The organism is Streptomyces sp. NPDC047886, from assembly GCF_043204435.1.
Taxonomy (GTDB): domain Bacteria; phylum Actinomycetota; class Actinomycetes; order Streptomycetales; family Streptomycetaceae; genus Streptomyces.
In genome coordinates, this window is sequence record NZ_JBIDCF010000001.1 from 555,887 (window position 1) to 577,271 (window position 21,385).

Below are 21,385 nucleotides of genomic sequence, written 5' to 3' on the forward strand. Positions count from 1 at the left end.
CCGCGACCGGGGCGCCCGCTCAGGGTTTACGGGGGGTTACGGGGTGTCCAGGTTGCCCCGGTCGGGGTCGGTGGGGGCGTCGTGCCACTTGGGGTCGTTCTCCCACTGGAGGTTGCGTTCGCGGGCCGTCTCCATCGCGTGCTCTGCGGCCTTACGGGAGGGGTACGGGCCGAAGCGGTTCTTCGCCGGGCATTCCGGTCCCTCCTCGACCTTCTTGTGCTGCAGGCAGTAGTACCACTCGCCCGGTTTGCCGACCGTGCGCTTCTTGAACAGGGCCATGTCCGGCTCCTTCCTCTGTCGCCATGCTGCCCCACCGGCCCTGGTTAGACTCGCTGGCATGTCTGGCCAGTCGCTGCTCGTTCCCGGAGAGCTCTCTCCCACCCGTTCCGTCCCCGGTTCCATCCGCCGCCCCGAGTACGTCGGGAAGCCGGCGCCGAAGCCGTACGACGGCCCGGAGATCCAGGATTCCGACACCGTCGAGCGGATGCGTGTCGCGGGCCGCATCGCCGCGCAGGCGATGGAGGAGGCCGCGAAACACATCTCGCCCGGCGTCACGACCGACGAACTGGACCGGGTCGCCCACGAGTACATGTGCGACCACGGCGCCTATCCGTCGACCCTCGGCTACCGGGGCTTCCCGAAGTCGCTGTGCGCGTCGGTCAACGAGGTCATCTGCCACGGCATCCCGGACTCCACCGTCCTGCGCGACGGCGACATCGTGAACCTGGACGTCACGGCGTACATCAACGGCGTCCACGGCGACAACAACGCCACCTATCTGTGCGGTGACGTGGACGAGGAGTCGCGGCTGCTGGTGGAGCGGACTCGCGAGTCCCTCAACCGCGCCATCAAGGCGGTCAGGCCCGGCCGCCAGATCAACGTCATCGGCCGGGTCATCGAGTCGTACGCGAAGCGGTTCGGCTACGGCGTCGTGCGGGACTTCACCGGCCACGGGATCAGCACGTCCTTCCACTCGGGCCTGATCATCCCGCACTACGACTCGCCGCACGCCACCACGGTGATGCAGCCCGGCATGACGTTCACCATCGAGCCGATGCTGACGCTCGGCACCCACGAGTACGACATGTGGGAGGACGGCTGGACCGTGGTGACGAAGGACCGGAAGCGGACCGCGCAGTTCGAGCACACGCTCGTGGTGACGGAGACGGGCGCGGAGATCCTTACGCTGCCCTGACGCGAACAGGGGTACGGTGTTACCGACAGGACGTCGGCAAGCGGTTGACTTAGGTAAGCCTAAGTAGGAAGATCGGCGGTGGTGGCACCCGGCATGCCCGGCGTCGCCACCGTCCCGTGCCCACTCGGTCCCCGGAGGCCCGCCTTGGATGCAAGCGCCACCGTCACCCCCTTCTCGACGCTCATCCGCACCGCCTCGCACGAGCAGCACACCGAGGCGGAGACCTCGACCTTCATGAGCGACCTGCTCGGCGGGCGGCTCGGCGTCGACGCCTACGCCCGCTACACCGAACAGCTCTGGTTCGTGTACGAGGCCCTGGAGAGCGCCGCGGCGGACCTGCGCGACGACCCGGTCGCGGGCCCCTTCATACAGCCGGAGCTGTTCCGCACCCCGCAGCTGGAGCGGGACCTGGCCCATCTGCGCGGGGCGGACTGGCGGACCGGGCTCACGCCGCTGCCCGCGACCGCCGCGTACGCCGCCCGGGTCGCGGAGTGCGCCCGCACCTGGCCCGCCGGGTACATCGCCCACCACTACACGCGCTACCTGGGCGACCTCTCCGGCGGCCAGATCATCCGCGACAAGGCCGAGCGCACCTGGGGCTTCGCCCGCAAGGGCGACGGCGTCCGCTTCTACGTCTTCGAGGAGATCGCGAACCCGGCCGCGTTCAAGCGCGGCTACCGCGAGCTGCTCGACCGGGTGGACGTGGACGACCTGGAGAAGCAGCGGATCGTCGAGGAGTGCAAGCGGGCGTTCGCGTTCAACACCGCCGTCTTCCGCGAGCTGGGCGCCGAGTTCCCGCTCAGCGCCTGACGGGCTTTCCCGCTCAGCGCCTGACGGGCTTTCCCGCTCAGCGCCTGACGGGTCTTCCCGCTCAGCGCCTGGCGGTCTCCGGATCGCGGCGTCCCGTGGCGCCGGACGCGACGGGACGGACACGGCCGCCGACCTCGATCAGACCGTCGGGGCCGGGAGCCGTCAGGATCTGCGATCCCCGGCCCTGCGTGATGTTCAGCGCCCGGCCGAGCCGCGCGGTGAGCAGCAGCGCCGCCGCACCCGTCGCCTCGTCCTCGTCGACGCCCTCGCCGCGCCCCGGGAAGGCCCGCGCCCGTACCCGTCCCGCGGCCTCGTCCTCCCACGCCCAGGCGTAGATCCAGTCGCCCGGCGGCGGAACGTCGAGCGCGTCGACCTCGCCGGCGGAGCCGTACTGCCGCAGCGTCCTCGGAGGCGCCCACTCCGCGCGCGCCTCGATCCAGGTGAACTCGCCGTCCTGGCGGGCCCACACCTCGCCCGCCGGCGGGTTGAGCACCTCCAGGTCGAGCAGCCAGGCCGTACCGACCAGGGGGTGGCCGGCGAACGGCAGCCGCACCCCGGGGGTGTAGATGTCCACGACGCCCCGCTCGGGATCGTCCACGAACACGGTCTCGCTGTAGCCGAGTCGCTTGGCGAGCGCCTGACGCGACGCCTCGTCGGGGACGGTGCGGCCGTCCCGTACGACGCCGAGCAGATTGCCGTGGAGCCCGTCCGGGCCGCAGAAGACGGCGAGGACGTCGTGTGCGATGTTCACCCGGGCATTCAAACACGCGGGCCCGGGGAAGACGCCTGCGGCGGTCAGCGCTCGTTGATCGTCTGGTCCCGGCCCGACTGGTAGACGCGCGCGCTGCCGGACGCGGTGGCGTTCATGTGGACGCTGGTGGGCCCGGTCGTCTGCGGCGCCGGGAGCAGCGGGGTGAGCTCCTCGTCCAGGACGCGGCGGAGTTCGTCGCCGAGTGACGGGTCCTCGCGCAGGAGTCGGCGCAGCCGCCGCTCCCAGTCGCCCGCGAGGTCGCGCTCGGCGTCGGTGTCGCCGTCGGCGCGGGCGGCGAGGACGTCGTCGCGGGTCTCCTCCAGCTCGGCCTCGACGGCGGGGACGCGCTCCGGGTGGACGCGCTGCCACAGCGCGACCACCGCCGTCCTCGCCTGCCGCCAGGCGTCGGTCGCCATCGCGCCCACGAGGGCCGTTCCCGCTGCCGCCACGATCGGATCCATGGCGCCAGCGTAACCACAACCACGGGGCCGTACACGGCGGTTGCGGTACGGGCCCCCGTGGCGCTGGTGTGGGGGGGTGGTGCGAGGGGTGTGGTGCGGGGAGGGCCGGTCAGGCGGTGGTGCGGCGGCGGACCGCGTGGACGACGGCCGCTCCGGCCGCTGCGGTGGCACCGGCGGCGGCGAGGGCGAGACCGGTGGGCAGACCGCTGCCGGTGGCGGCGAGCGCCCCGGTGGCCGACGCTCCGCCGACGGTGCCGCCGCCGAAGGTGCCGCCGCCGAAGGTGCCCCCGGTGGTCGCTGCGCCGCCGGTGTCCGTCGTGCCACCGGACGGGCCGGAGCCCGTGGACGTGCCGCCGGTGGCCGGGAGTTCGGCGTCCTCGTCGAGCGAGAGCACCACGGTGACCGGGTCGATCGCGGTGCCCGGCTGGTAGAACGCCTCCCCGTTGGGCCCCGCGAACTGGGCGGCGCCCTCGGCCGTGAGGGTCGCGGGCACGTCCTTGAGGGTGACGATGCCGTTCGTGGCGGTGTAGTCGGCGCCGCTCAGGTCGAGTTCGGCGAAGGTCACGTCGCCGCCGGTGCCCTTGGAGCTGGTGACGTCGGCGACGAGGGTGCCCCGGGTCCCGGACGTCCGGACCTTGATGTCGGTGACGGTCCAGTCGATGCCGTGGGCGGCGCACACGAACCGGAGGCCGCCGGCGAAGGCGGTGTTCACCGTACGGGCCTTCGGGTCGGCGGTGGCCGTGGTGGAGCGGAAGTCGTACACGGCGCCGTTGCGGGTCGCGCCGCCCGTGGCGGTGACGGTGCCGCCGCAGGCGCCGGTGACGTACGACCGCCAGGACTCCTTGACGCCCCAGGTGAGTCGGGCGTCCACCACCCGGGGGGAGTCCGTGGGCGCCGGTGTCCCGGTCGGGGCCACCGTCGGGCTCGGCGTCGCCGTGGCGGTGGCGGTGGCCGTGGCCGTGGCCGTGGCCGTGGGATTCGGGGTGGAGGTCGGGGTGGGAGTGGGAGTGGGAGTCGGGGTCGGGGTGGGGGTGGGGGTCGGCGTGGGGCTCACCGGCCGCACGGAGAGGCTCGCCGGGTCCAGCGCGGCACCCTCCTTGTAGTAGCCCGCGAACGCCCGCTCCCCTCCCTCGGTCAGGGTCGCCGGTATGTCCGGGAAGACCATGGCCCCGTCCTGGCCCCGGCCGGGGCGTACGCCGGTCATGTCGAGCGCGGCGATCGCGAGGTCGTCCATCGACTCGTACGCGCCGTCCTTGTTCCTGGTGACGACGTCGGCGGAGATCTCCCCGGTCGGGGCGGCCGAGCCCTTGGTGGTCAGTCTGAGGTCGGAGAGCGTGATGTCGAGGACGCCGCCGTGCGCCTGGAAGCGGACGCTGCCACGGAACGCGGTGCCGGTGGCGTGCGTGGCGGGGTCGTACGTTCCGGTGCCGTCGGTGAAGCGGAACACGCCGTTGCCGGGGGCCTGGGACGCGCCGTCCGCGGCGGTGATCGAGCCGTGCGCGAACGGCGAGGCGAGGTACGTGCGGAAGGACTCCTTGAAGCCCCACTCCAGGGTGCCGTCCTTGAGCGTCACCGCGGGAGCGGCGGCCGTCCCGGGGGGCGCGGCGGCCATGGCGGGGAGGGCGAGGGCGGTCGCGCCGACGGCGGCAGCCGTGGCGACCGAGACGGCGAGGGCGGTGGGACGCATGATGGTCGGTCTCCTCGGGATAGGGGGGTGGCGGTGTGGCGCGGTGTGACGCGGTGTGAGGTGGGGTGCGGTCAGGGCGAGGCCCGGCGGCGGCGCAGCGCGTAGCCGGTGGCGAGGACGAGGACGACGAGCATGCCGCCGCCGATCGCCGCGTACGCCCCGGTTCCGAGTCCGGTGCCGGTGCCGGTGCCGGTCGTAGTGCGGGGGTCGTCCGGTGCGGGGGTCGTCGCGGTCGCGGTGGCCGGTGCGGCGGATGCCGGGTCGCTGCCCAGGTCGGGCAGGGCGGGGAGCCGTGCCGTGGAGTCGACGGCGACGGCGAGCGACACCGGGTCCATGGCGGTGCCCGGCGTGTAGAGGGAGCCGAAGACCTTGGCCCCGGGTGCGGTGAGGACGGCCGGTGCCTCGCTGATCGCGGCGAGTCCGGCGCGGGCGGTGAGGGTCCCGGCGTCGAAGGTGACGAGCGGTACGGCCTTGTCGGTGCGTCCCGGCGAGGCGGTCACATCGGCGGCGAGGGTGCCGGTGCCGTTCTTCACGCGGACGGTGATCCCGGCGAGGGTGAGGTCGAGGTGGGCGCCGGTGAAGCGGACGCTGCCCGCGAACCGGGCGTCCAGGGTGCCGCCCTCCGGGTCGTACGTGCCGGTGCCCTTCGGGAAGCGGAACAGGGCGCCGCCGTCCTGGGCGCCGCCGCCGAGCGTCCAGCGGCCGCGTGCGACGGGCCCGGTGACGTACTCGCGGAAGGTGCGCCGTACGCCCCAGTCGACGGCGGCGTCCCGGAACGAGCCGGGGGCGGCGGGCGCCGTCGTGCTCGACGGGGCCGCCGTCGCGGCCGGGCCCGGGTCCGGGTCGGCGCTCGGCTGCGGGGCGGCGGGCGCGTGGACGTCCACCGACAGGGTCACCGGGTCCAGGGGCGTGCCCGCCGCGTAGTAGCCGGCGAAGGCGCGCGCGCCCTGGGCGGTGAGCGTCGCGGGGACGGTGATCAGCGCGATCGGGGTGCCGCCGCCCCGCGTGTCGATGCCCGTCAGGTTCAGTGCGGCGAGCGGCACACGGGTGGTCGTGGTGGTCCGCCCGGTGTCCTCGGCCCGTGAGGTGACGTCGGCGTAGAGGGTGCCGGTGCCGCCCCGGACGGTGACGCGGGGCCGCGCCACGGTGAGGTCGAGCCGGTGGGAGCCGTCGGCCGTGCGGTGGCCGAGGAAGCGGACGCCTCCGGAGAACGCGGCGTCGAAGGCTCCGGTGTCCGGGTCGTAGGTGCCCTGGGCGGAGTGGAACCGGAACTGGCTGCCGCCGGTGGTGGCGGCGCCGCCCGTCAGGCTCCAACTCCCCTGGGCGACCGGGCCGGTGACATAGCTCTGGAAGGACGCCTTGATGCCCCAGTCGAGCCGTCCGCCGCGCACCGTGCGGTCGGCGGCCTGTGCCGTCGCGGCGCCCGGGAGCAGCGCCGCGAGCAGGGCGACCGACAGGATCGCGAGCAGGGCGGCGCCGACGCGTGTGCGGTGCGGCGCGGGCAGCCGGTCGGGCGGGAACGGCGACGGCATGGAACCCCTCCAACGACTAGCGAGTAAGGCAAGGCTAACCTAAGCTACATCGGGTCCGGGTCGGAACCCCTCCGGCCCGGCGGCCCCAACTCCCCCACCCCGAACGACAGGACGGTGCCTCGGTGCGCAGATTCCGCCTGGCCGGTGCCCTCGCGGCGGTACTCGCCCTCCCCCTGGCCCTCACCGGCTGCGGCGGCGGTACGGAGGCGCCGGGAGCCGCCGACCCGGCCCACCGGGCCCCCGGGACCGCCGCCTCGCCGGCCGCCGCGCCGGACCGCGTCGAACCGCTCGCCACCGCCCACCGGCCCCGGCTGCCGGTCACCGTCCCGTCGGCCGACGGGACCCGGGTGACCATCACGTCGGCGGACCGGATCGTGCCGCTCACCGGATCGCTCAGCGAGATCGTGTTCACCCTCGGACTCGGCCCGCGCGTGGTCGCCCGCGACATCGGCGCCACCTTCGAACAGGCCGCGGGCCTGCCCCTGGTGACCCGGGGCCACGACGTCTCCGCCGAGGGCGTGCTGTCGCTGAAGCCGACCGTCGTCCTCGCCGACACCACCACGGGGCCCGCCGAGGCCGTCGACCAGATCCGGGACGCCGGCGTCCCGCTGGTCGTCGTGGCCCCCGCGACCTCGCTCGACGGCATCGGCACCCGGATCGGGGCGGTCGCCGAAGCCCTCGGCGTACCGGAGGCGGGCACGGAACTGACGGCCCGTACGCGGCAGCGCGTCGCCGCCGTACGGAAGGAGATCCCCGCCCGCAGGGGCGACCGCCCGGCGCCCCGCGTCGCCTTCCTCTACCTGCGCGGCTCCTCGTCCGTGTACCTCATCGGCGGCCGCGACTCCGGCGCCGGCCCCCTGCTGGAGGCGGCCGGCGCGGTCGACGCCGGTACGGCCTCCGGACTCACCAGGGACTTCACCCCGATCACCAGCGAGGCCCTGGCACAGGCCGCGCCCGACGCCATCCTGGTGATGACCAAGGGCCTCGCGTCGGTGGGCGGCGCCGACGGGCTGACCGGGATCCCCGGGGTCGCCGAGACCCCGGCGGGCCGGGACCGCAGGATCGTCGCCATCGACGACGGCGTCCTCCTCAACTACGGGCCCCGCACCGACCAGGTCCTCGACGCCCTGGTGGAGCAGTTGTACGGGACGCGGAAGTGACGGCACGCGGAACCTGGGCGCTCACCGCGGCGCTGGCGGCCGCGCTGCTGACGCTCGCCGTGCTGTCGACGGGCCTCGGGGCGTACCGGATACCGCTCGGAGACGTCGTCGCCTCGCTCCAGGCCCGGGTGGGCCTCGGCGGACACGCCCTGGAACGGTCGGCGGAGAGCGTCCTGTGGAACATCCGCCTGCCCCGCGTGGTCCTGGCGGCGCTGGTCGGCGGCTCGCTCGGCTGCGCGGGCGCGCTGATGCAGGGCGTGTTCGGCAATCCGCTCGCCGAGCCGGGCGTCATCGGCGTCTCGGCGGGCGCGGCGGTCGGCGCCGTCGGCGCGATCACGCTGGGCCTGTCGTTCCTCGGCACGTGGACCGTGACGGCCTGCGCGTTCGCGTCGGGGCTCGCCACGGTGCTCCTGGTGTACGTGATGTCGCGGTCGGGCGGCCGTACGGAGGTCGTGACGCTGATCCTCACCGGGATCGCGGTGAACGCGTTCGCGGGGGCGCTGATCGGGCTGTTCGTGTTCTTCGCGGACAACGCGCAGCTCACCCAGATCACGTTCTGGCAGCTGGGTTCGCTGGCGCAGGCCACCTGGCCCAAGGTGCTGGCGGTGCTGCCGTGCGCGGCCGCCGGACTCCTCGTCGCCCCGCTGTACGCCCGCAGGCTGGACCTGCTGGCGCTCGGCGAACGCCCGGCCAGGCACCTGGGCGTGGACGTCGAACGGCTGCGGATGGTCCTCGTCGTGGTGGTCGCGCTGCTGACGGCGGCGGCGGTCGCGGTGGCCGGGATCGTGTCGTTCGTCGGGCTCGTCGTCCCGCACCTGTTGCGCATGGCGAACGGACCCGGCCACCGGTTCCTGGTCCCGGGAAGCGCGCTGGGCGGTGCGGTGGTGCTGCTCGCGGCCGACCTGGCGGCGCGAACCGCCGCCGCACCGGCGGAACTGCCGCTCGGGGTGCTGACAGCCCTGGTCGGCAGCCCGTTCTTCTTCTGGTTGCTGCGCAGGACGCGGCGCAGGCAGGGAGGTTGGGCGTGAGGCCGTACTGCCGGGGGTCCGGGGGTCGCCCCCCGGGCAAGCACAGCTGGTTGCTGCGCAGGACGCGGCGCAGGCAGGGAGGTTGGGCGTGAGGCCCGTCAAGTCGGTGCTGCACACGCTGATCACGGGGCGGGCGCTCGGTACGGGGCGGGCACTGGGTATGGAGCGGGGGCTCGGTACGGGGCGGGGGCTCGGTACGGGGCGGGGGCCTCGGCCGCCCGCTCCCACGGCGGCCGGTGAGGTCATGGCCGCCGTCGACGGGGCGCGGGTGCGGCTCGGCGGGCGGGACGTGCTGGCCGGGGTGGACCTGGAGGTCAGGGCCGGTGAGGTGCTGGCGCTGGTCGGCCCCAACGGGGCCGGCAAGTCCACCCTGTTGGCCGCGCTCGCCGGGGACCTGGAGTGCGCGGCAGGCGAGGTGCGGGTCACCGGCCGGGCCGTCGGCGGCTGGAGCGCGGCGGAACTCGCGCTGCGCCGGGCGGTGCTGCCGCAGTCGGCGGCGCTGGCGTTCCCGTTCCGCGCCGAGGAGGTCGTACGGATGGGGCGGGCGCCCTGGGCCGGCACCGGGCAAGAGGACCACGACGAGGCGGTCGTCGCCGGTGCGATGGCCGCGACGGAGGTCGCCGGGTTCGCCGCGCGGCCGTTCTCCGCGCTGTCCGGCGGCGAGCGGGCCAGGGTGGCGCTCGCCCGGGTGCTCGCCCAGCGGGCGCCGCTGCTGCTGCTCGACGAACCGACCGCCGCCCTCGACCTGCGCCACCAGGAACTGGTCGGCCGGATCTGCCGGGAACGGGCGGCCGCCGGGGACGCCGTCGTGGTCGTCCTGCACGACCTGGGCCTGGCCGCCGCGTACGCCGACCGGGTCGCCGTCCTGCACGACGGGCGCGTCGCGGCGGACGGGCCGCCCGCCGCGACCCTGGACGGCGCGCTGCTCAGCAGGGTGTACCGGCAGACGGTCGAGGTGCTGCCGCACCCCCGTACCGGCGCCCCGCTCATCGTCCCCGAACGGGACGGTACCGGTACCCGGCCGCCCGGCCCCGCCCCTTCCGGGTGACCATGGGCGGCGGGTCCAGGAGAGGGGCGGGGCGTGTACGGCGACTTTGTGACGGGGCTGCGGGACGGGCTGGAGGCGAGCGTCGTCATCGGCCTCGTCGCCGCGTACCTGGTGGGGAGCGGGCGGCGCGGCGCGGCGAAACCGGTCGCGGCCGGTGCCGGGGCGGCGCTGGCGCTGTCCCTGACGGTCGGTCACCTGCTGGAGTTCGGCTCGCGCGAGCTGACGCCGGAGGCGGGGCGGCTGCTCACCGGCACCCTGTCGGTGCTCACCGCCGCCCTGGTGACCTCGATGGTGTTCCGTGTGCGGCGCGGTACGGGTCCGGGCGCGGCGACCTGGGCTGCCGTGGGGTTCCTCGCGGTGGCGCGGGACGGGGTGGACGCCGCGGTGTTCGTGTGGGCGACGGTGCGGGCGGCGGGCGACGACGTGGCGGGCTCCCCCGCCCCGCTGGCCGTGGTGCTGCTGGGCATCGCCACGGCGGTCCTGCTGGGCTGGGCGGCGTACCGGGCGGCGGCGCGCATCCCGTCGCCTGACCGGTCCGTCGGCTGGACCGGCGGGCTGCTCGTCGTCGGGGCGGCGGGGGTGCTCGCGTACGGTGTCCGCGCGCTGCAGGACGCCGGGCCGTTCGGCGGGTCCGTTCCCGGCGGACCGGGTCCGGGCGGCTGGGGTCCCGCCGGTACGGCGTTCGACGTGTCCGGGGCGCTCCCGGCGGACAGTTGGTACGGCGCGCTGGCGGCGGGCCTCATCGGCTTCCGGCCGGACCCTTCGCCGCTCCAGGTCACGGTGTGGCTCCTGTATCTGGTCCCGGCGCTCGCGCTGTTCCTCGCCCCGGTAGGGTTCGGACGGTCAAGTGGGTCGGTACGGGTCGGGGTCGAGGAGCAGAAGGCAACCGATGAGAAGGCTGGGTCGGGCGCTCGTGGCGGTGACGGTGCTGGCACTGACGGCGAGCGGCTGTGTGACGGTGCACGGCGAGCTGGAGGTCGTACCGACGGCGACACCGGCTGAGGCCGAGCAGGCGCTGAAGGACTTCACCGACGCGTACAACAAGGCCGACAAGGCGTACGATCCGGCGCTCGACGCGGGCCGGGTCACCGGCGCGCTCGGGGCGATCAACCAGGCCGGGCTGAAGTCGCACAGTGTCACCAGCCCGAACGGCAACCCGAAGCACGAGCCGCTGGAGCTGACGGACGCCGCGTTCACGATCCCGAAGAAGGCGGGCTGGCCGCGCTGGTTCCTCGCGGACGCCGACTCCAACCGGGACTCCGACAAGGGGGACGGCGACAGCCGCTGGCTGCTCGTCTTCGTGCGCAACGGCTCCGACCAGCTGTGGGAGGTGGCCTACCTGACGATCCTGGCCGCCACCGACGTACCGAGGTTCGCGACGGACGGGGACGGCTGGGGGAAGCCCGTCCCCGCCGACAGCGCCGAACTGGCGGTCGCTCCGGGGAACCTGAGCGAGGAGTACGCCGCCTATCTGCGCGACGGGAAGCCGGAGCACTTCGCCGCGGGTCCGCACACGACGCAGTGGCGGGACAGCCGCAAGCGGCTCGCCAGCCGGCCGGGCCTGTCGACCCAGTTCGTGGACGAGCCGCTGGACGGCGGCGACTACGCGCCGCTGGGCCTGACCACCCAGGACGGTCACGGTCTGGTGTTCTTCGCGACCCGCTTCTACGACCGCCAGACGGCCGCGCCCGGGTACCGGCCGAAGGTCAGCGAGGACGTACGGCCCCTGCTGACCGGCGAGGTGAAGAACACGCTCACCAAGGAGTGGGTGTCGAGCCAGGCGGCGCTGGTGAAGCCGGCCGGCGCGGGCGCGGACCAGGTGACGGTGCTCAGCCGCCTCCAGGGCGTGGTGGCCGCGACCGGCTCCTAGCTCCTGTCCGGCGGACGCGCCGTGCGGCGGCCGGTCAGCGGGTGAGGGGCCAGGCCACGGCGTGCGGCTCGTCACGCTCGGCGAGCCGGTCGGCGTGACGGGCACAGGCGTCGGTGAGCGCCTCCAGCAGCGTCAGCGGGTCCGGCAGCGGATGCTCCGGGCCGCGCACCCAGACGACGCCGAGGTCACCGGGGAGCCGCGCGGGCGGTACGAGGACGTAGCTGCCCCGGCAGTGCCAGCGCAGGCCCGGGTGCTCGTCCATGGTCTCGGGGTGGCAGTCCAGCTCGCAGGGCCACCACTCGTCCTCGTCCTCGGGCGTGCCCCGGGTGGCGGTGAAGAACAGCATGCGCCCGTCGCCGAGGGCGTCTCCCGCCTCGGCGACCGGCCCGACGTCGACGGACGCGGCGAGCAGCCGCTCCAACGCGGCGCGACCGGCGTCCAGAGGTACGTCGAGTACGTCGTGGACCATGCCGGTCGCGGTGATGAAGTTGGCCTGCGGCTGGTTGAGCGCCCAGCGTTCGATCTGGGCGCGGTCGGTCGTGGACTGCGTCTGCCAGGCGAAGGAGAGCGGATGGCGCGCGGGGGTGGGACAGCCGATGCGCTCACAGGAGCAGCGGTAGCCGGCGGGATGGGCGGCGGGGGCGAGCGGCAGTCCCGCGGCGGCGGTGGCCAGAAGCAGGTCCTCGCGGCTCGGGGCCTCGGCATCGGATTTCTTCGGGCGCCGGCGCAGCCAGTGCGCGAGTCTGCTCTCCGTGCCGCGGTAGCGGCCGATACCGTCGCCCATCTATCCCCTCACACCTCATGCAAGCCCTGCGGTCCTTGCCATGGTCCCACCATCCTGCGCCTCGGGTGACCGGACTCCCCAACCGGGGTTCGGTGGCCGGTTCCTGAACGGGGGTGAGCCGGTCGAGTTGCCGGATTTTGTCGGGATATGCCCGCCGTTCAGTCTCTGTTCACCGTGAGCAGGTACACGTGATCGACGGAGTCGGCGGGCCCCGGGTCAGCGGCGGCCGGCGATGCCGTACAGGGCGTACTCCACGATCTCGTCCGCGTAGGCGTGCGTGAGCGGCAGGGTGCGCAGCAGCCAGCGGTGGGCGAGCGGGCCGACGAAGAGCTCCAGGGCGACGCGCGGGTCGACGTCGGCGCGTACGGCGCCCGCGTCCCGGGCGGCGTCCAGGCGCCTGACGTACAGCTGGAGCTGGGGTTCGAGGAGCCGCTCCACGAACTGGGCGCCCAGCTCCGGGTTGACGACGCCCTCGGCGGCGAGGGCGCGCGACGGCGCGTCGTACACGGGGTTGTTCAACTCGTCGACGGTGGCCCGCAGGACGTACTTGAGGTCGGCTTCGAGGTCGCCGGTGTCGGGGATCTCGCTCTGCCCGTCGCCGCCGAGCGCCTCGTCGGCCTGCCCGCCGAGGTCGAGGAAGGCGTCCAGGAGCACGGCGGCCTTGGAGGGCCACCAGCGGTAGATGGTCTGCTTGCCGACGCCCGCGCGGGCGGCGATCCCCTCGATGGTGGTCTTCGTGTAGCCGACCTCGCCGACGAGGGCGAGGGCGGCGTCGTAGATCGCGCGCCGGGAGCGTTCGCTGCGACGGCCCGAGTCGGGTGCCTTGGTTTCAGCCATGGCCTCAATCTAACAGCGGAGCGAGGCGAGACGTATCGTCTCGATAAGCCGACACGTCTCGACGAGAACGAGGGTCGTACGGCGCACGACGCCCCAGGAGCGTCATCGTGAACCACCCGTACGGTCCACTGCGCGCAGCCTCCTCACGGCGCACCATGGCTCCACGCACACACCGTGCGCCCTGCCGTCCGTGAGGAGCCTTCTTTGCCTCGTGACGCATCACCCCGCCGCTACCTGATGTGCCCACCCGCGCACTTCAGGGTGACGTACTCCATCAACCCCTGGATGGACCCGGCGAAACCGGTCGACCTGCCCCTCGCCCTGGCCCAGTGGGAGGACCTGCTGACCCGCTACCGCGCGCTCGGCCACACCGTCGAACTGCTGGAACCACGCCCCGACCTGCCCGACATGGTGTTCGCCGCCAACGGCGCCACCGTCGTGGACGGCCGGGTGCTCGGCGCCCGGTTCGCACATGCCGAGCGGGCCGCCGAGGCCGAGGCGCACCGGGCCTGGTTCCAGGCCCACGGCTTCACCGACGTACGCGAGCCGGACCACGTCAACGAGGGCGAGGGCGACTTCGCGGTCACCGCCACCTACCTGCTCGCGGGACGCGGCTTCCGCTCCAGCCCCCTGTCCCACGACGAGGCGCAGGAGTTCTTCGGCCGCCCCGTCATCGGCCTGGACCTGGTCGACCCCCGCTACTACCACCTCGACACGGCGCTGTGCGTCCTGGACGACGCGGCCGACGAGATCATGTACTACCCCGGCGCGTTCTCCCCCGGCAGCCGGGCCGTGCTCGCCCGGCTGTTCCCCGGCGCGCTGATCGCCGACGAACCGGACGCGGCCGCGCTCGGTCTCAACGCCGTCAGCGACGGACGGCACGTTCTGCTGCCGCAGGCGGCGGTGGGACTGTTCGAGCCGCTGCGGCGGCGCGGTTTCGAACCGATCGGAATGGACCTGGGCGAACTCCTCAAGGGCGGTGGCAGCGTGAAGTGCTGCACCCAGGAGCTGCGCCCCTGAGACACCGGTGCGCCCGGTCACCCACGCGTCGGGCGACCGGGCGCACCGGGCGTGGCTAGTCGTCCAGGGTGATACGGAACGTGGCGTGCCGGTCGTGCAGCACGATCCTGGCCTCGCCCTCCGCGTCCGCGTAGTCGCCGGTGCCGCCGGTGACGGCCGAGGGCGCGGTGTGCGGCCCGCGGCCGAAGCGGTCCATGGTGTCGCTGAGGGACAGGTGACCGGCGTCCGTGCGCAGCACGCGTTCGCACTGGACGACGGCTCCCTCGCGGGTGACGAGGACGGCGACGCAGTGCGCCGTCCCGTCGCCGATCTTCTTCCCGCGCTTGCCGTCGGTGTGCTCGTACAGGTGCGTGTAGACGGACCAGTCGTCGCCCTGGCGGACACGGTCGGGGCGGGTGGTGCTCTCCAGGGTCGCCAGCCAGTCGAGGACCTTGGTCTCCTCCTTCGGCTTGGGCGCGGCCGCCGGTACGGAGGCGGCGGCCTGAGCGGTCGGGGCGAGGGCGAGGGCGGTGATGACACCGGCCGCCGCGAGATGTCGGATACGCAGTCGGATCATGCGTCCCAGATCAACGCGTCGCCGGAGCCGCGGGCCACCACCGACAACGCCGCCTCACCCGGCCGGGCGCCCGTTCTCACCCGTCCGGTGGGCGAACACCCTCGCGGGGGCGGGCTCGGCCGGTCCCGGGCGGCTCGGCCGGTCCCGGGCGGCTCGGCCGGTCCCGGGCGGCTCGGCCGGTCCCGGGCGGCTCGGCCGGTCCCGGGCGCTCAAGCGTCGCCCCGCGGTTCGGTCGGCGACCGGCGGTTCGGTCGGCGACCGGCGGCCCAGGCCGCGTCCGGCGGCTCAGGGACTTCGGGTGGGTCGGTCGGTGCCGGGCGGTCCAGCGTCCACCGTGGCCCACTCCGCGTCCGGCGGCTCGGTCGGCGACCGGCGGCTCAGTCGGCGACCGGCGGCTCAGTCGGCGACCGGCGGCTCAGGGACTTCGGGTGGGTCGGTCGGTGCCGGGCGGTCCAGCGTCCACCCGTGGCCCACCCCGCGTCCGGCGGCTCGGTCGGCGACCGGCGGCTCAGTCGGCGTCCGGCGGCCAGGCGTCGCCCCAGTCCGCGTCCCGGGCCGCCTTGTAGAGCGGGCCGTGCCGCTTGGTCACCGTGTCGCGGCGCAGCCCCTCACCCTCGGTGCACAGGTCCAGCAGGACCTGGCCCTTGCGGATCTGCGGCCTGCGGGTCACCCGGGCGGGGGCGGGCGCCACGGGGAACCGGGTCGCCACGACGTAGCCGAACTTCTCGTCCTCGTACGCGAGGGAGCCGCCCTTGACCTGGCGGTGCAGGGACGAGCGGCTGACCCGGGCGGCGAAGTGGCACCAGTCGGTGCCGGGCTCGATGGGGCAGGCGGCGCTGTGCGGACAGGGCGCGGCGATCCGCATCCCGGCGGCGATGAGCAGCTCCCGGGCGGCGAGGACGCGCTCGTAGCCGTCCGGGGTGCCGGGCTCGACGATCACGACGGCCCGAGCGGCGCGGGCGGCCTCGGTGACGACGGCGTCGCGGTCGGCGGGGGTGAGCTCCTTGAGGACGTACGACACCGTCACGAGATCGGTGCTCTCGATCCGCAGCGCGCCGCTGATCCGGGAGCGCTGCCAGCTGGCGCCCGCCAGGGACGGCATCCCCGACGCGACGGCCAGCTCACGGCCGAGCGCGAGGGCGGGCTCGGCCCAGTCCAGGACGGTGGTGCGGGGCGCCGCCTCCTCCCACGCCTCGGCCACCGCCCAGCTCGCCGCGCCCGTGCCGCCCCCGATGTCGGTGTGCGTGCCCGGCACCCACTCCGGGGCCGCGTCCCGCAGGGCGCCCAGCGCGGACCGTACGGCCTCGAACGTGGCCGGCATCCGGTACGCGGCGTAGGCGGCCACGTCGGAGCGGTCGCGCAGGACGGGCGCGTCGGTGGGGGTGGTGCCCCGGTAGTTGGCGATCAGCCGGTCGACGGCCCCGGCGGCCTGGGTCGGCGGCAGCCCGTCGAGCACCCCGGCGAGGGCGCCGCGCAGGACTTCCGCGGTGGAGAAGGAGGCGTTCACCGAACAATGGTAGGCACCCCGCGCGGGCCCCTCCGCCGCCCGCCGGGCCCTGGGGGGCGTCCGCCTCCGCACGGGGCTCCCGCAGCACCCCCCAGGAGTGACCGGGGTGACGTGAACCGCCTTCCGGGCCGCGCCGGTTGCTAGGCTGGCGCCCCTTCAGCGGGCGGGTGCACGGGGGGACCGTGAGGCGACCATGAGACAGAGGCTCGTGCGGACGGCCCTGGTGGGCGGGGTGGCGGTGCTGGTCCTGCTGCTGGCGCTGGCCACCTGCGGCGGGCCCGAGGAGGCCGCGGGCGGTGACGTGGACCGCCGCCCCGGTGACACCTCCGCCCCTGCCGCGCCCGGCACGGCGGCGGCGCCCGCCACCAGGCTGCCCGTGCCCGCCGCGTACGACACCGGTCGCGGCTGGGAGCTGCCGGACGTCCCGGACTCCTACGTCGTCGCCCGCGCCGCCGGGCGGATCGCGTGGCTGGAGCCGGTCGGCGCGGCCAGGTACCGGCTGCGGACCGTCGACGCCGCGACCGGCACGGCGGCCTGGACGGGCCGGGCGTGGCGGCCGCTGGGCACGTCAGGCGACGGTTCCGGCGTGGCGCCCCGGCTGCTGACGGTCGCCAAGGACGACCGGGAGTTCTTCGTCACCTGGTCATACGGCCGGACGGGCGACGGCCCGCTGACGGCCACCGAGCCGTTCGTCTCGCTCGACGTGTACGACGCGGCCGACGGCGTCCGGCGGCGCGTCGAGGTGCCGTGGCCTGCCGTGCCGACGGTGACCGGCACGGGCCCCGGCGTACTGATCGGTGACGGCCGCACCACCACGGCGGTCGTCGACCCGGTGACCGGCGCCGTGACGAGGGTGCCGCCCGCGCGGCTCGGCCGGCCGGCGAAGTGCGCCGACTGCGGGCGGCTGACCGAGGTCCGGGCGGTGACCCCGAAGGGGCTGCTGGTGAGCGGCGCGCGGGGGTTCTGGGTGCCGGGCGCCTGGTTCAGCGGCAACCGCGCCCCGGCGGGCGCCGACCCCGCGAGCGGCAGGCCCGTGTCGGTGACCCCGGGCCATGTGCTGGCCCGGTGGCAGCCGGAGAAGGGCTCCCGGCGGGCGGCCACGCACGATGTCTGGGCGGTGCACGACGTCGTGACGGGCCGACCGCTGGTGCGGGTGGAGTGCCATCGCCCGGCACTGGAACCGGGCGCCCACCCGGAGGCGGTGGTCTCCCCCGGCGGCCGGTACCTGATCGCGGGACGGCTCGCCTTCGACCTCGACGAGTCGGCCGGCCGCTGCTTCGAGGACCGGGACGGCGGCAGGCCGCTCACCCTCACCACGGTCACCGACGAGGGCGTCGTGTACGGGGCGGCCGGCGCCCGTGACGTGCCGGACGCGCTCGCCGGCGGCGGCAGCCCGGTCCTGGTCCGGCCGGCCACGGGCACGGTGGAGGCCCTCGCCCCGAACGTACGGCTGCCGGCGGCGGACGTGGCCGGGGTGGGGCTTTTCCGCTGGACGGACGCCCGGGACCGGCCGTATCTGATCGCCTACCGGCGGCACGGCTAGCCGGCTTCGGCCGCCCCCCGCTCCACGGCGTTCCGGGGGCGGCGGCACAGGGCCAGGAAGCAGACCAGCGAGCCGAGCGCGCACACCAGCTGGACCACGGCCATCGGTACGGCCGTGTCCTCGCCCGCGATGCCGACGAGCGGCGACGCCACCGCGCCGACGAGGAACGACGACGTGCCGAGCAGCGCCGACGCCGAACCCGCCGCGTGCGGGGTGCGCATCAGCGCCAGGGCGTTGGTGTTCGGCAGTGTGAGACCCATCGCCGACATGAGGACGAACAGCCCGGCGGCGACCGGCACCAGGCCGACCCCTCCGAAGACGCCACTCGTCATCAGCAGCAGCGCCACCGCCGCCAGCGTGATCACGGCCAGTCCGAGCCCGAGCACCTTGTCCAGGCTGACCCGGCCGACGAGCAGCTTCCCGTTGATCTGACCGACCGCGACCAGACCGACCGAGTTCAGGCCGAAGAGCAGGCTGAAGGTCTGCGGGGACGCCCCGTAGATCTCCTGGACCACGAACGGCGACGCGGAGATGTACGCGAAGAGCGCGGCGAAGGCGAGGCCGCCGGTGAGCGTGTAACCGGTGAACACCCGGTCGGCGAGGAGTCCGCGCATCGTACGCAGCGCCTCGCCGACGCCGCCGCTGTGCCGCCGCTCGGGCGGCAGGGTCTCGCGCAGCCACCTCCAGACGACGACGGTGAGGAGGAGGCCGACCACGGTCAGGACGTGGAAGACACCGCGCCAGTCGGTGACCCGGAGCACCTGCCCGCCGATCAGCGGGGCGATGACCGGGGCGACGCCGGAGATCAGCATGAGGGTGGAGAAGAACCGGGCCATCTCGACGCCGTCGTAGAGGTCCCGGACGACCGCGCGGGAGATGACGATGCCGGCGGCGCCCGCGAGGCCCTGGAGCAGCCGGAACGCGATGAGGAGCTCGGCGCTGGGGGCGAGGGCGCAGACGGCGGTGGCGGCGACGTACACGACCATGCCGATGAGCAGCGGACGGCGGCGGCCCCACCTGTCGCTCATCGGTCCGACGACCAGCTGGCCGAGCGCCATGCCGGCGAGGCAGGCGGTCAGCGTGAGCTGGACGGTGGCGGCCGGTGCGCTCAGCGACCGGGTGACCTCCGGCAGGGCCGGGAGGTACATGTCCATGGAGAGCGGCGGCAGCGCGGTGAGCCCGCCGAGGACGAGGGTGACGAGAAGCCCCGCACGGCGGGCGGCGGGGCCGGCGGGCCGGGCGTGCGTGGCCTTGGCGGACGTGGCGGACGCGGAAGGCACGGCTGTGGGGGACGCGGAAGGCACGGCGGACGCGGAAGGCGCGGCTGTGGGGGACGCGGAAGGCACGGCGGACGCGGAAGGCGCGGCTGTGGGGGACGCGGTGGGCCCGGTACGGCCCGGGGGTGGGGCTGTCGACTCCGCTCCGGCGGGTTCGGCGTCAGGTATGGGGGCTCGCGTCGTCCTCGGGCCGCTCTCCGGCATCTCATCTCCTGTTCCGGGGGTGCGCCCCCTATGCTCTCAGCTCGACCAGAGTGGTTGAAACCTCAAAAAGTTTGGCCGGTGTGCCGGAAGGTGGGGGTCGGGATGAGCGAGACCGTGCGGTGGGGCGTGCTGGCGACGGGCGGCATCGCCGCGTCGTTCACGCGGGATCTGCTGGAGCTGCCGGACGCCGATGTGGTGGCGGTGGCGTCCCGGTCGACCGAGTCGGCGAAGGCGTTCGCGGAACGGTTCGGGATACCGCGCGCGTACGGCACGTGGGCGGAGCTCGCGGCCGACGACGACGTGGACGTGGTGTACGTCGCCACACCGCACGCCGCCCACCGGTCGGCGGCCGGGCTGCTCCTGGAGGCGGGGAAGGCGGTGCTCTGCGAGAAGCCGTTCACGCTGAACACGGCGGAGGCGGAGGAACTGGTGGGCCTGGCCAGGGAGCGCGGGACGTTCCTGATGGAGGCCATGTGGATGTACTGCGGCCCGGTCGTCCGGCGGCTGGTGGAGGTCGTGCGGGACGGTGCGATCGGAGAGATCCGCACGATCCACGCGGACTTCGGCCTCGTCGGCCCCGACGATCCGGGGCACCGGCTGCGGGACCCGGCGGCGGGCGGCGGGGCGCTGCTGGACCTGGGGGTGTACCCGGTGTCGTTCGCGCAGCTCCTGCTGGGTGAGCCCGACCGCGTACAGGCGGAGGCGCTGCTGTCGCCGGAGGGCGTCGACCTGAACACCGGGATGCTGCTGGGCTGGGACTCCGGGGCGACGGCGCTGCTGTCCTGTTCGATCGTGGCGGACACGCCGCTGACCGCGTCGGTGACGGGGACGGCGGGCCGGATCGAGTTCCCGCGCGGGTTCTTCTACCCGGAGGGCTTCACCCTGTTCCGGGAGGGCCGCGACCCGGAGGAGTTCCGGGTGCCGGGGCGGCGCGAGTCGATGCGGCATGAGGCGATCGAGGTGATGCGGTGCCTGCGGGCGGGCGAGACGGAGTCGCCGCTGGTGCCGCTGGACGGGACGCTCGCGGTGATGCGGACGCTGGACGCGGTACGGGACCGCGTCGGCGTCCGCTACCCCGGGGAGTAGCCGCGCCGGGGGCACCCCGGGGAGCGGGCACCCCGGGAGGTGGGCGCCCCGGGAGGTGGGCGCCCCGGCGAGTGGGTGCCTGCGGGATGGGCCCCGGGAGTGGGCGCGCGGCCGCATGGCATCCACATGCCGGTCATGTGCGTCCAGGTACCGGACGGGTCCCGTACGCTGCGGCCCCATGGACGCTGTACGGAGGATCGCGGTGGTGACCGGGGCGGGCTCGGGCATCGGCCGGAGCGTGGCGCTCGCGCTGGCGGAGGCGGGCTGGTCGCTCGCCCTGGCGGGGCGCCGCGCCGAGCCGCTCGCGGAGACGGCGGCGCTGGCGAAGACGGCGGAGACGGCGGCGCCGGCGGAGACGGCCGCCCCGGCCGGTGCCGACGCCCTGTGCGTACCGACGGACGTCACCTCGCCGGACGCGGTGGACGCGCTGTTCGCGGCGGTCACCGACCGGTACGGCCGGGTGGACCTGCTGTTCAACAACGCGGGCACGTTCGCGGGCGGCGGCACCCCGGTCGAGGACCTGCCCTACGAGACATGGCGGCAGGTGGTCGACGTCAACCTGACGGGATCGTTCCTGTGCGCGCAGGCCGCGTTCCGCCGCATGAGGGAACAGTCACCGCAGGGCGGCCGGATCATCAACAACGGCTCCATCTCGGCGCATGTGCCGCGCCCGCACTCGGTCGCGTACACGGCGACCAAGCACGCCATGACGGGCCTGACGAAGTCGCTGTCGCTGGACGGCCGCCCGTACCGCATCGCCTGCGGCCAGATCGACATCGGCAACGCGGCGACGGAGATGACGCGGCGCATGGAGACGGGCATCCTCCAGGCGAACGGCACCCTGGCCCCCGAGCCGGTGATGGACGCGGCGGACGTGGCGCGGACGGTGGTCCACATGGCGTCGCTGCCGCTGGAGGCGAACGTCCAGTTCGCGACGGTGATGGCCACGACGATGCCGTACATCGGCCGGGGCTGACCGCCCCGCCGACACCGCTCGCGGACGGCGGCCCGGCCGGGGAACACCAGGTA

General features: G+C 74.6%; 21 protein-coding genes. 11 read left to right on the plus strand and 10 right to left on the minus strand.

All coding sequences use genetic code 11. The features are described from left to right. Window positions 1-36: 36 nt before the first annotated feature. Complete coding sequence (locus tag ACGF5U_RS02425) at window positions 37-279, minus strand: hypothetical protein (RefSeq protein WP_392714918.1); 243 nt, start codon at window positions 277-279, stop codon at window positions 37-39. 58 nt (window positions 280-337) lie between these two features. Between ACGF5U_RS02425 and map the strand changes: the two genes are divergently transcribed. Both map and ACGF5U_RS02435 read left to right on the plus strand, forming a co-directional pair. Next, window positions 338-1,195 carry a type I methionyl aminopeptidase gene (gene map / locus ACGF5U_RS02430; RefSeq protein ID WP_392714917.1) on the plus strand — a complete coding sequence of 286 codons (858 nt, stop codon included), beginning with the start codon at window positions 338-340 and terminating at the stop codon, window positions 1,193-1,195. A gap of 144 nt (window positions 1,196-1,339) precedes the next feature. After that, complete coding sequence (locus tag ACGF5U_RS02435) at window positions 1,340-2,005, plus strand: heme oxygenase (biliverdin-producing) (RefSeq protein ID WP_392714916.1); 666 nt, start codon at window positions 1,340-1,342, stop codon at window positions 2,003-2,005. 61 nt (window positions 2,006-2,066) lie between these two features. On the opposite strand, the gene ACGF5U_RS02440 is transcribed toward ACGF5U_RS02435, so the two are convergent. The 4 genes from ACGF5U_RS02440 to ACGF5U_RS02455 form a co-directional block, all read right to left on the minus strand. Continuing rightward, window positions 2,067-2,756 carry a PhzF family phenazine biosynthesis protein gene (locus ACGF5U_RS02440; protein WP_392714915.1) on the minus strand — a complete coding sequence of 230 codons (690 nt, stop codon included), beginning with the start codon at window positions 2,754-2,756 and terminating at the stop codon, window positions 2,067-2,069. Window positions 2,757-2,800: 44 nt separating this feature from the next. Further along, window positions 2,801-3,217 carry a hypothetical protein gene (locus tag ACGF5U_RS02445; RefSeq protein WP_392714914.1) on the minus strand — a complete coding sequence of 139 codons (417 nt, stop codon included), beginning with the start codon at window positions 3,215-3,217 and terminating at the stop codon, window positions 2,801-2,803. Between the two features lie 109 nt (window positions 3,218-3,326). Continuing rightward, a complete protein-coding gene (locus tag ACGF5U_RS02450; protein WP_392714913.1) occupies window positions 3,327-4,904 on the minus strand; it encodes an HtaA domain-containing protein in 1,578 nt (525 codons plus the stop codon). 71 nt (window positions 4,905-4,975) lie between these two features. Beyond that, window positions 4,976-6,436 (minus strand): HtaA domain-containing protein, encoded by a 1,461-nt coding sequence (locus ACGF5U_RS02455; protein WP_392714912.1) that lies wholly within the window; start codon window positions 6,434-6,436, stop codon window positions 4,976-4,978. A 122-nt stretch (window positions 6,437-6,558) separates the two neighbouring features. On the opposite strand from ACGF5U_RS02455, the gene ACGF5U_RS02460 reads away from it, so the two are divergent. The 5 genes from ACGF5U_RS02460 (at window position 6,559) to ACGF5U_RS02480 (ending at window position 11,542) form a co-directional block, all read left to right on the plus strand. Then, complete coding sequence (locus ACGF5U_RS02460; RefSeq protein WP_392714911.1) at window positions 6,559-7,596, plus strand: hemin ABC transporter substrate-binding protein; 1,038 nt, start codon at window positions 6,559-6,561, stop codon at window positions 7,594-7,596. Beyond that, complete coding sequence (locus tag ACGF5U_RS02465; RefSeq protein ID WP_392714910.1) at window positions 7,593-8,624, plus strand: FecCD family ABC transporter permease; 1,032 nt, start codon at window positions 7,593-7,595, stop codon at window positions 8,622-8,624. Before ACGF5U_RS02460 ends, ACGF5U_RS02465 begins: the two co-directional genes overlap by 4 nt. 160 nt (window positions 8,625-8,784) lie before the next feature. After that, entirely contained in the window at window positions 8,785-9,672 is an 888-nt protein-coding gene (locus tag ACGF5U_RS02470) for a heme ABC transporter ATP-binding protein (protein ID WP_392714996.1), read from the plus strand. A gap of 33 nt (window positions 9,673-9,705) precedes the next feature. Then, a complete protein-coding gene (locus ACGF5U_RS02475) occupies window positions 9,706-10,674 on the plus strand; it encodes an FTR1 family protein (protein ID WP_392714909.1) in 969 nt (322 codons plus the stop codon). Beyond that, window positions 10,562-11,542, plus strand: a complete 981-nt coding sequence (locus ACGF5U_RS02480; RefSeq protein WP_392714908.1) for a hypothetical protein — start codon at window positions 10,562-10,564, stop codon at window positions 11,540-11,542. Before ACGF5U_RS02475 ends, ACGF5U_RS02480 begins: the two co-directional genes overlap by 113 nt. Window positions 11,543-11,576: 34 nt before the next feature. On the opposite strand, the gene ACGF5U_RS02485 is transcribed toward ACGF5U_RS02480, so the two are convergent. Further along, window positions 11,577-12,326 carry a bifunctional DNA primase/polymerase gene (locus tag ACGF5U_RS02485; protein WP_392714907.1) on the minus strand — a complete coding sequence of 250 codons (750 nt, stop codon included), beginning with the start codon at window positions 12,324-12,326 and terminating at the stop codon, window positions 11,577-11,579. 216 nt (window positions 12,327-12,542) lie between these two features. Next, window positions 12,543-13,163 carry a TetR/AcrR family transcriptional regulator gene (locus tag ACGF5U_RS02490; protein WP_392714906.1) on the minus strand — a complete coding sequence of 207 codons (621 nt, stop codon included), beginning with the start codon at window positions 13,161-13,163 and terminating at the stop codon, window positions 12,543-12,545. Window positions 13,164-13,337: 174 nt separating this feature from the next. On the opposite strand from ACGF5U_RS02490, the gene ddaH reads away from it, so the two are divergent. Then, the gene (ddaH, locus tag ACGF5U_RS02495) at window positions 13,338-14,183 is read left to right on the plus strand and encodes a dimethylargininase (RefSeq protein WP_392714905.1); all 846 of its coding nucleotides are present in this window, start codon (window positions 13,338-13,340) and stop codon (window positions 14,181-14,183) included. Window positions 14,184-14,238: 55 nt separating this feature from the next. Here the strand turns inward: ddaH and ACGF5U_RS02500 are convergent, their stop codons facing one another. Both ACGF5U_RS02500 and ACGF5U_RS02505 read right to left on the minus strand, forming a co-directional pair. Further along, complete coding sequence (locus ACGF5U_RS02500; protein WP_392714904.1) at window positions 14,239-14,739, minus strand: hypothetical protein; 501 nt, start codon at window positions 14,737-14,739, stop codon at window positions 14,239-14,241. Between the two features lie 508 nt (window positions 14,740-15,247). Then, window positions 15,248-16,246 carry a small ribosomal subunit Rsm22 family protein gene (locus tag ACGF5U_RS02505; RefSeq protein ID WP_392714903.1) on the minus strand — a complete coding sequence of 333 codons (999 nt, stop codon included), beginning with the start codon at window positions 16,244-16,246 and terminating at the stop codon, window positions 15,248-15,250. 193 nt (window positions 16,247-16,439) lie between these two features. On the opposite strand from ACGF5U_RS02505, the gene ACGF5U_RS02510 reads away from it, so the two are divergent. Further along, a complete protein-coding gene (locus tag ACGF5U_RS02510) occupies window positions 16,440-17,789 on the plus strand; it encodes a hypothetical protein (protein ID WP_392714902.1) in 1,350 nt (449 codons plus the stop codon). Here ACGF5U_RS02510 and ACGF5U_RS02515 read toward each other — a convergent pair. After that, entirely contained in the window at window positions 17,786-19,270 is a 1,485-nt protein-coding gene (locus ACGF5U_RS02515; protein WP_392714901.1) for a Bcr/CflA family multidrug efflux MFS transporter, read from the minus strand. The genes ACGF5U_RS02510 and ACGF5U_RS02515 overlap by 4 nt on opposite strands. Before the next feature lie 102 nt (window positions 19,271-19,372). Here ACGF5U_RS02515 and ACGF5U_RS02520 point away from each other — a divergent pair, with 102 nt between their 5' ends. Then, on the plus strand, window positions 19,373-20,356 hold the full coding sequence (locus ACGF5U_RS02520; RefSeq protein WP_392714900.1) for a Gfo/Idh/MocA family protein: 984 nt from the start codon (window positions 19,373-19,375) through the stop codon (window positions 20,354-20,356). A 178-nt stretch (window positions 20,357-20,534) separates the two neighbouring features. Then, window positions 20,535-21,332: an SDR family oxidoreductase gene (locus tag ACGF5U_RS02525; protein ID WP_392714899.1), complete on the plus strand. Its 798-nt coding sequence runs from the start codon at window positions 20,535-20,537 to the stop codon at window positions 21,330-21,332. The last annotated feature ends 53 nt before the right edge of the window (window positions 21,333-21,385 follow it).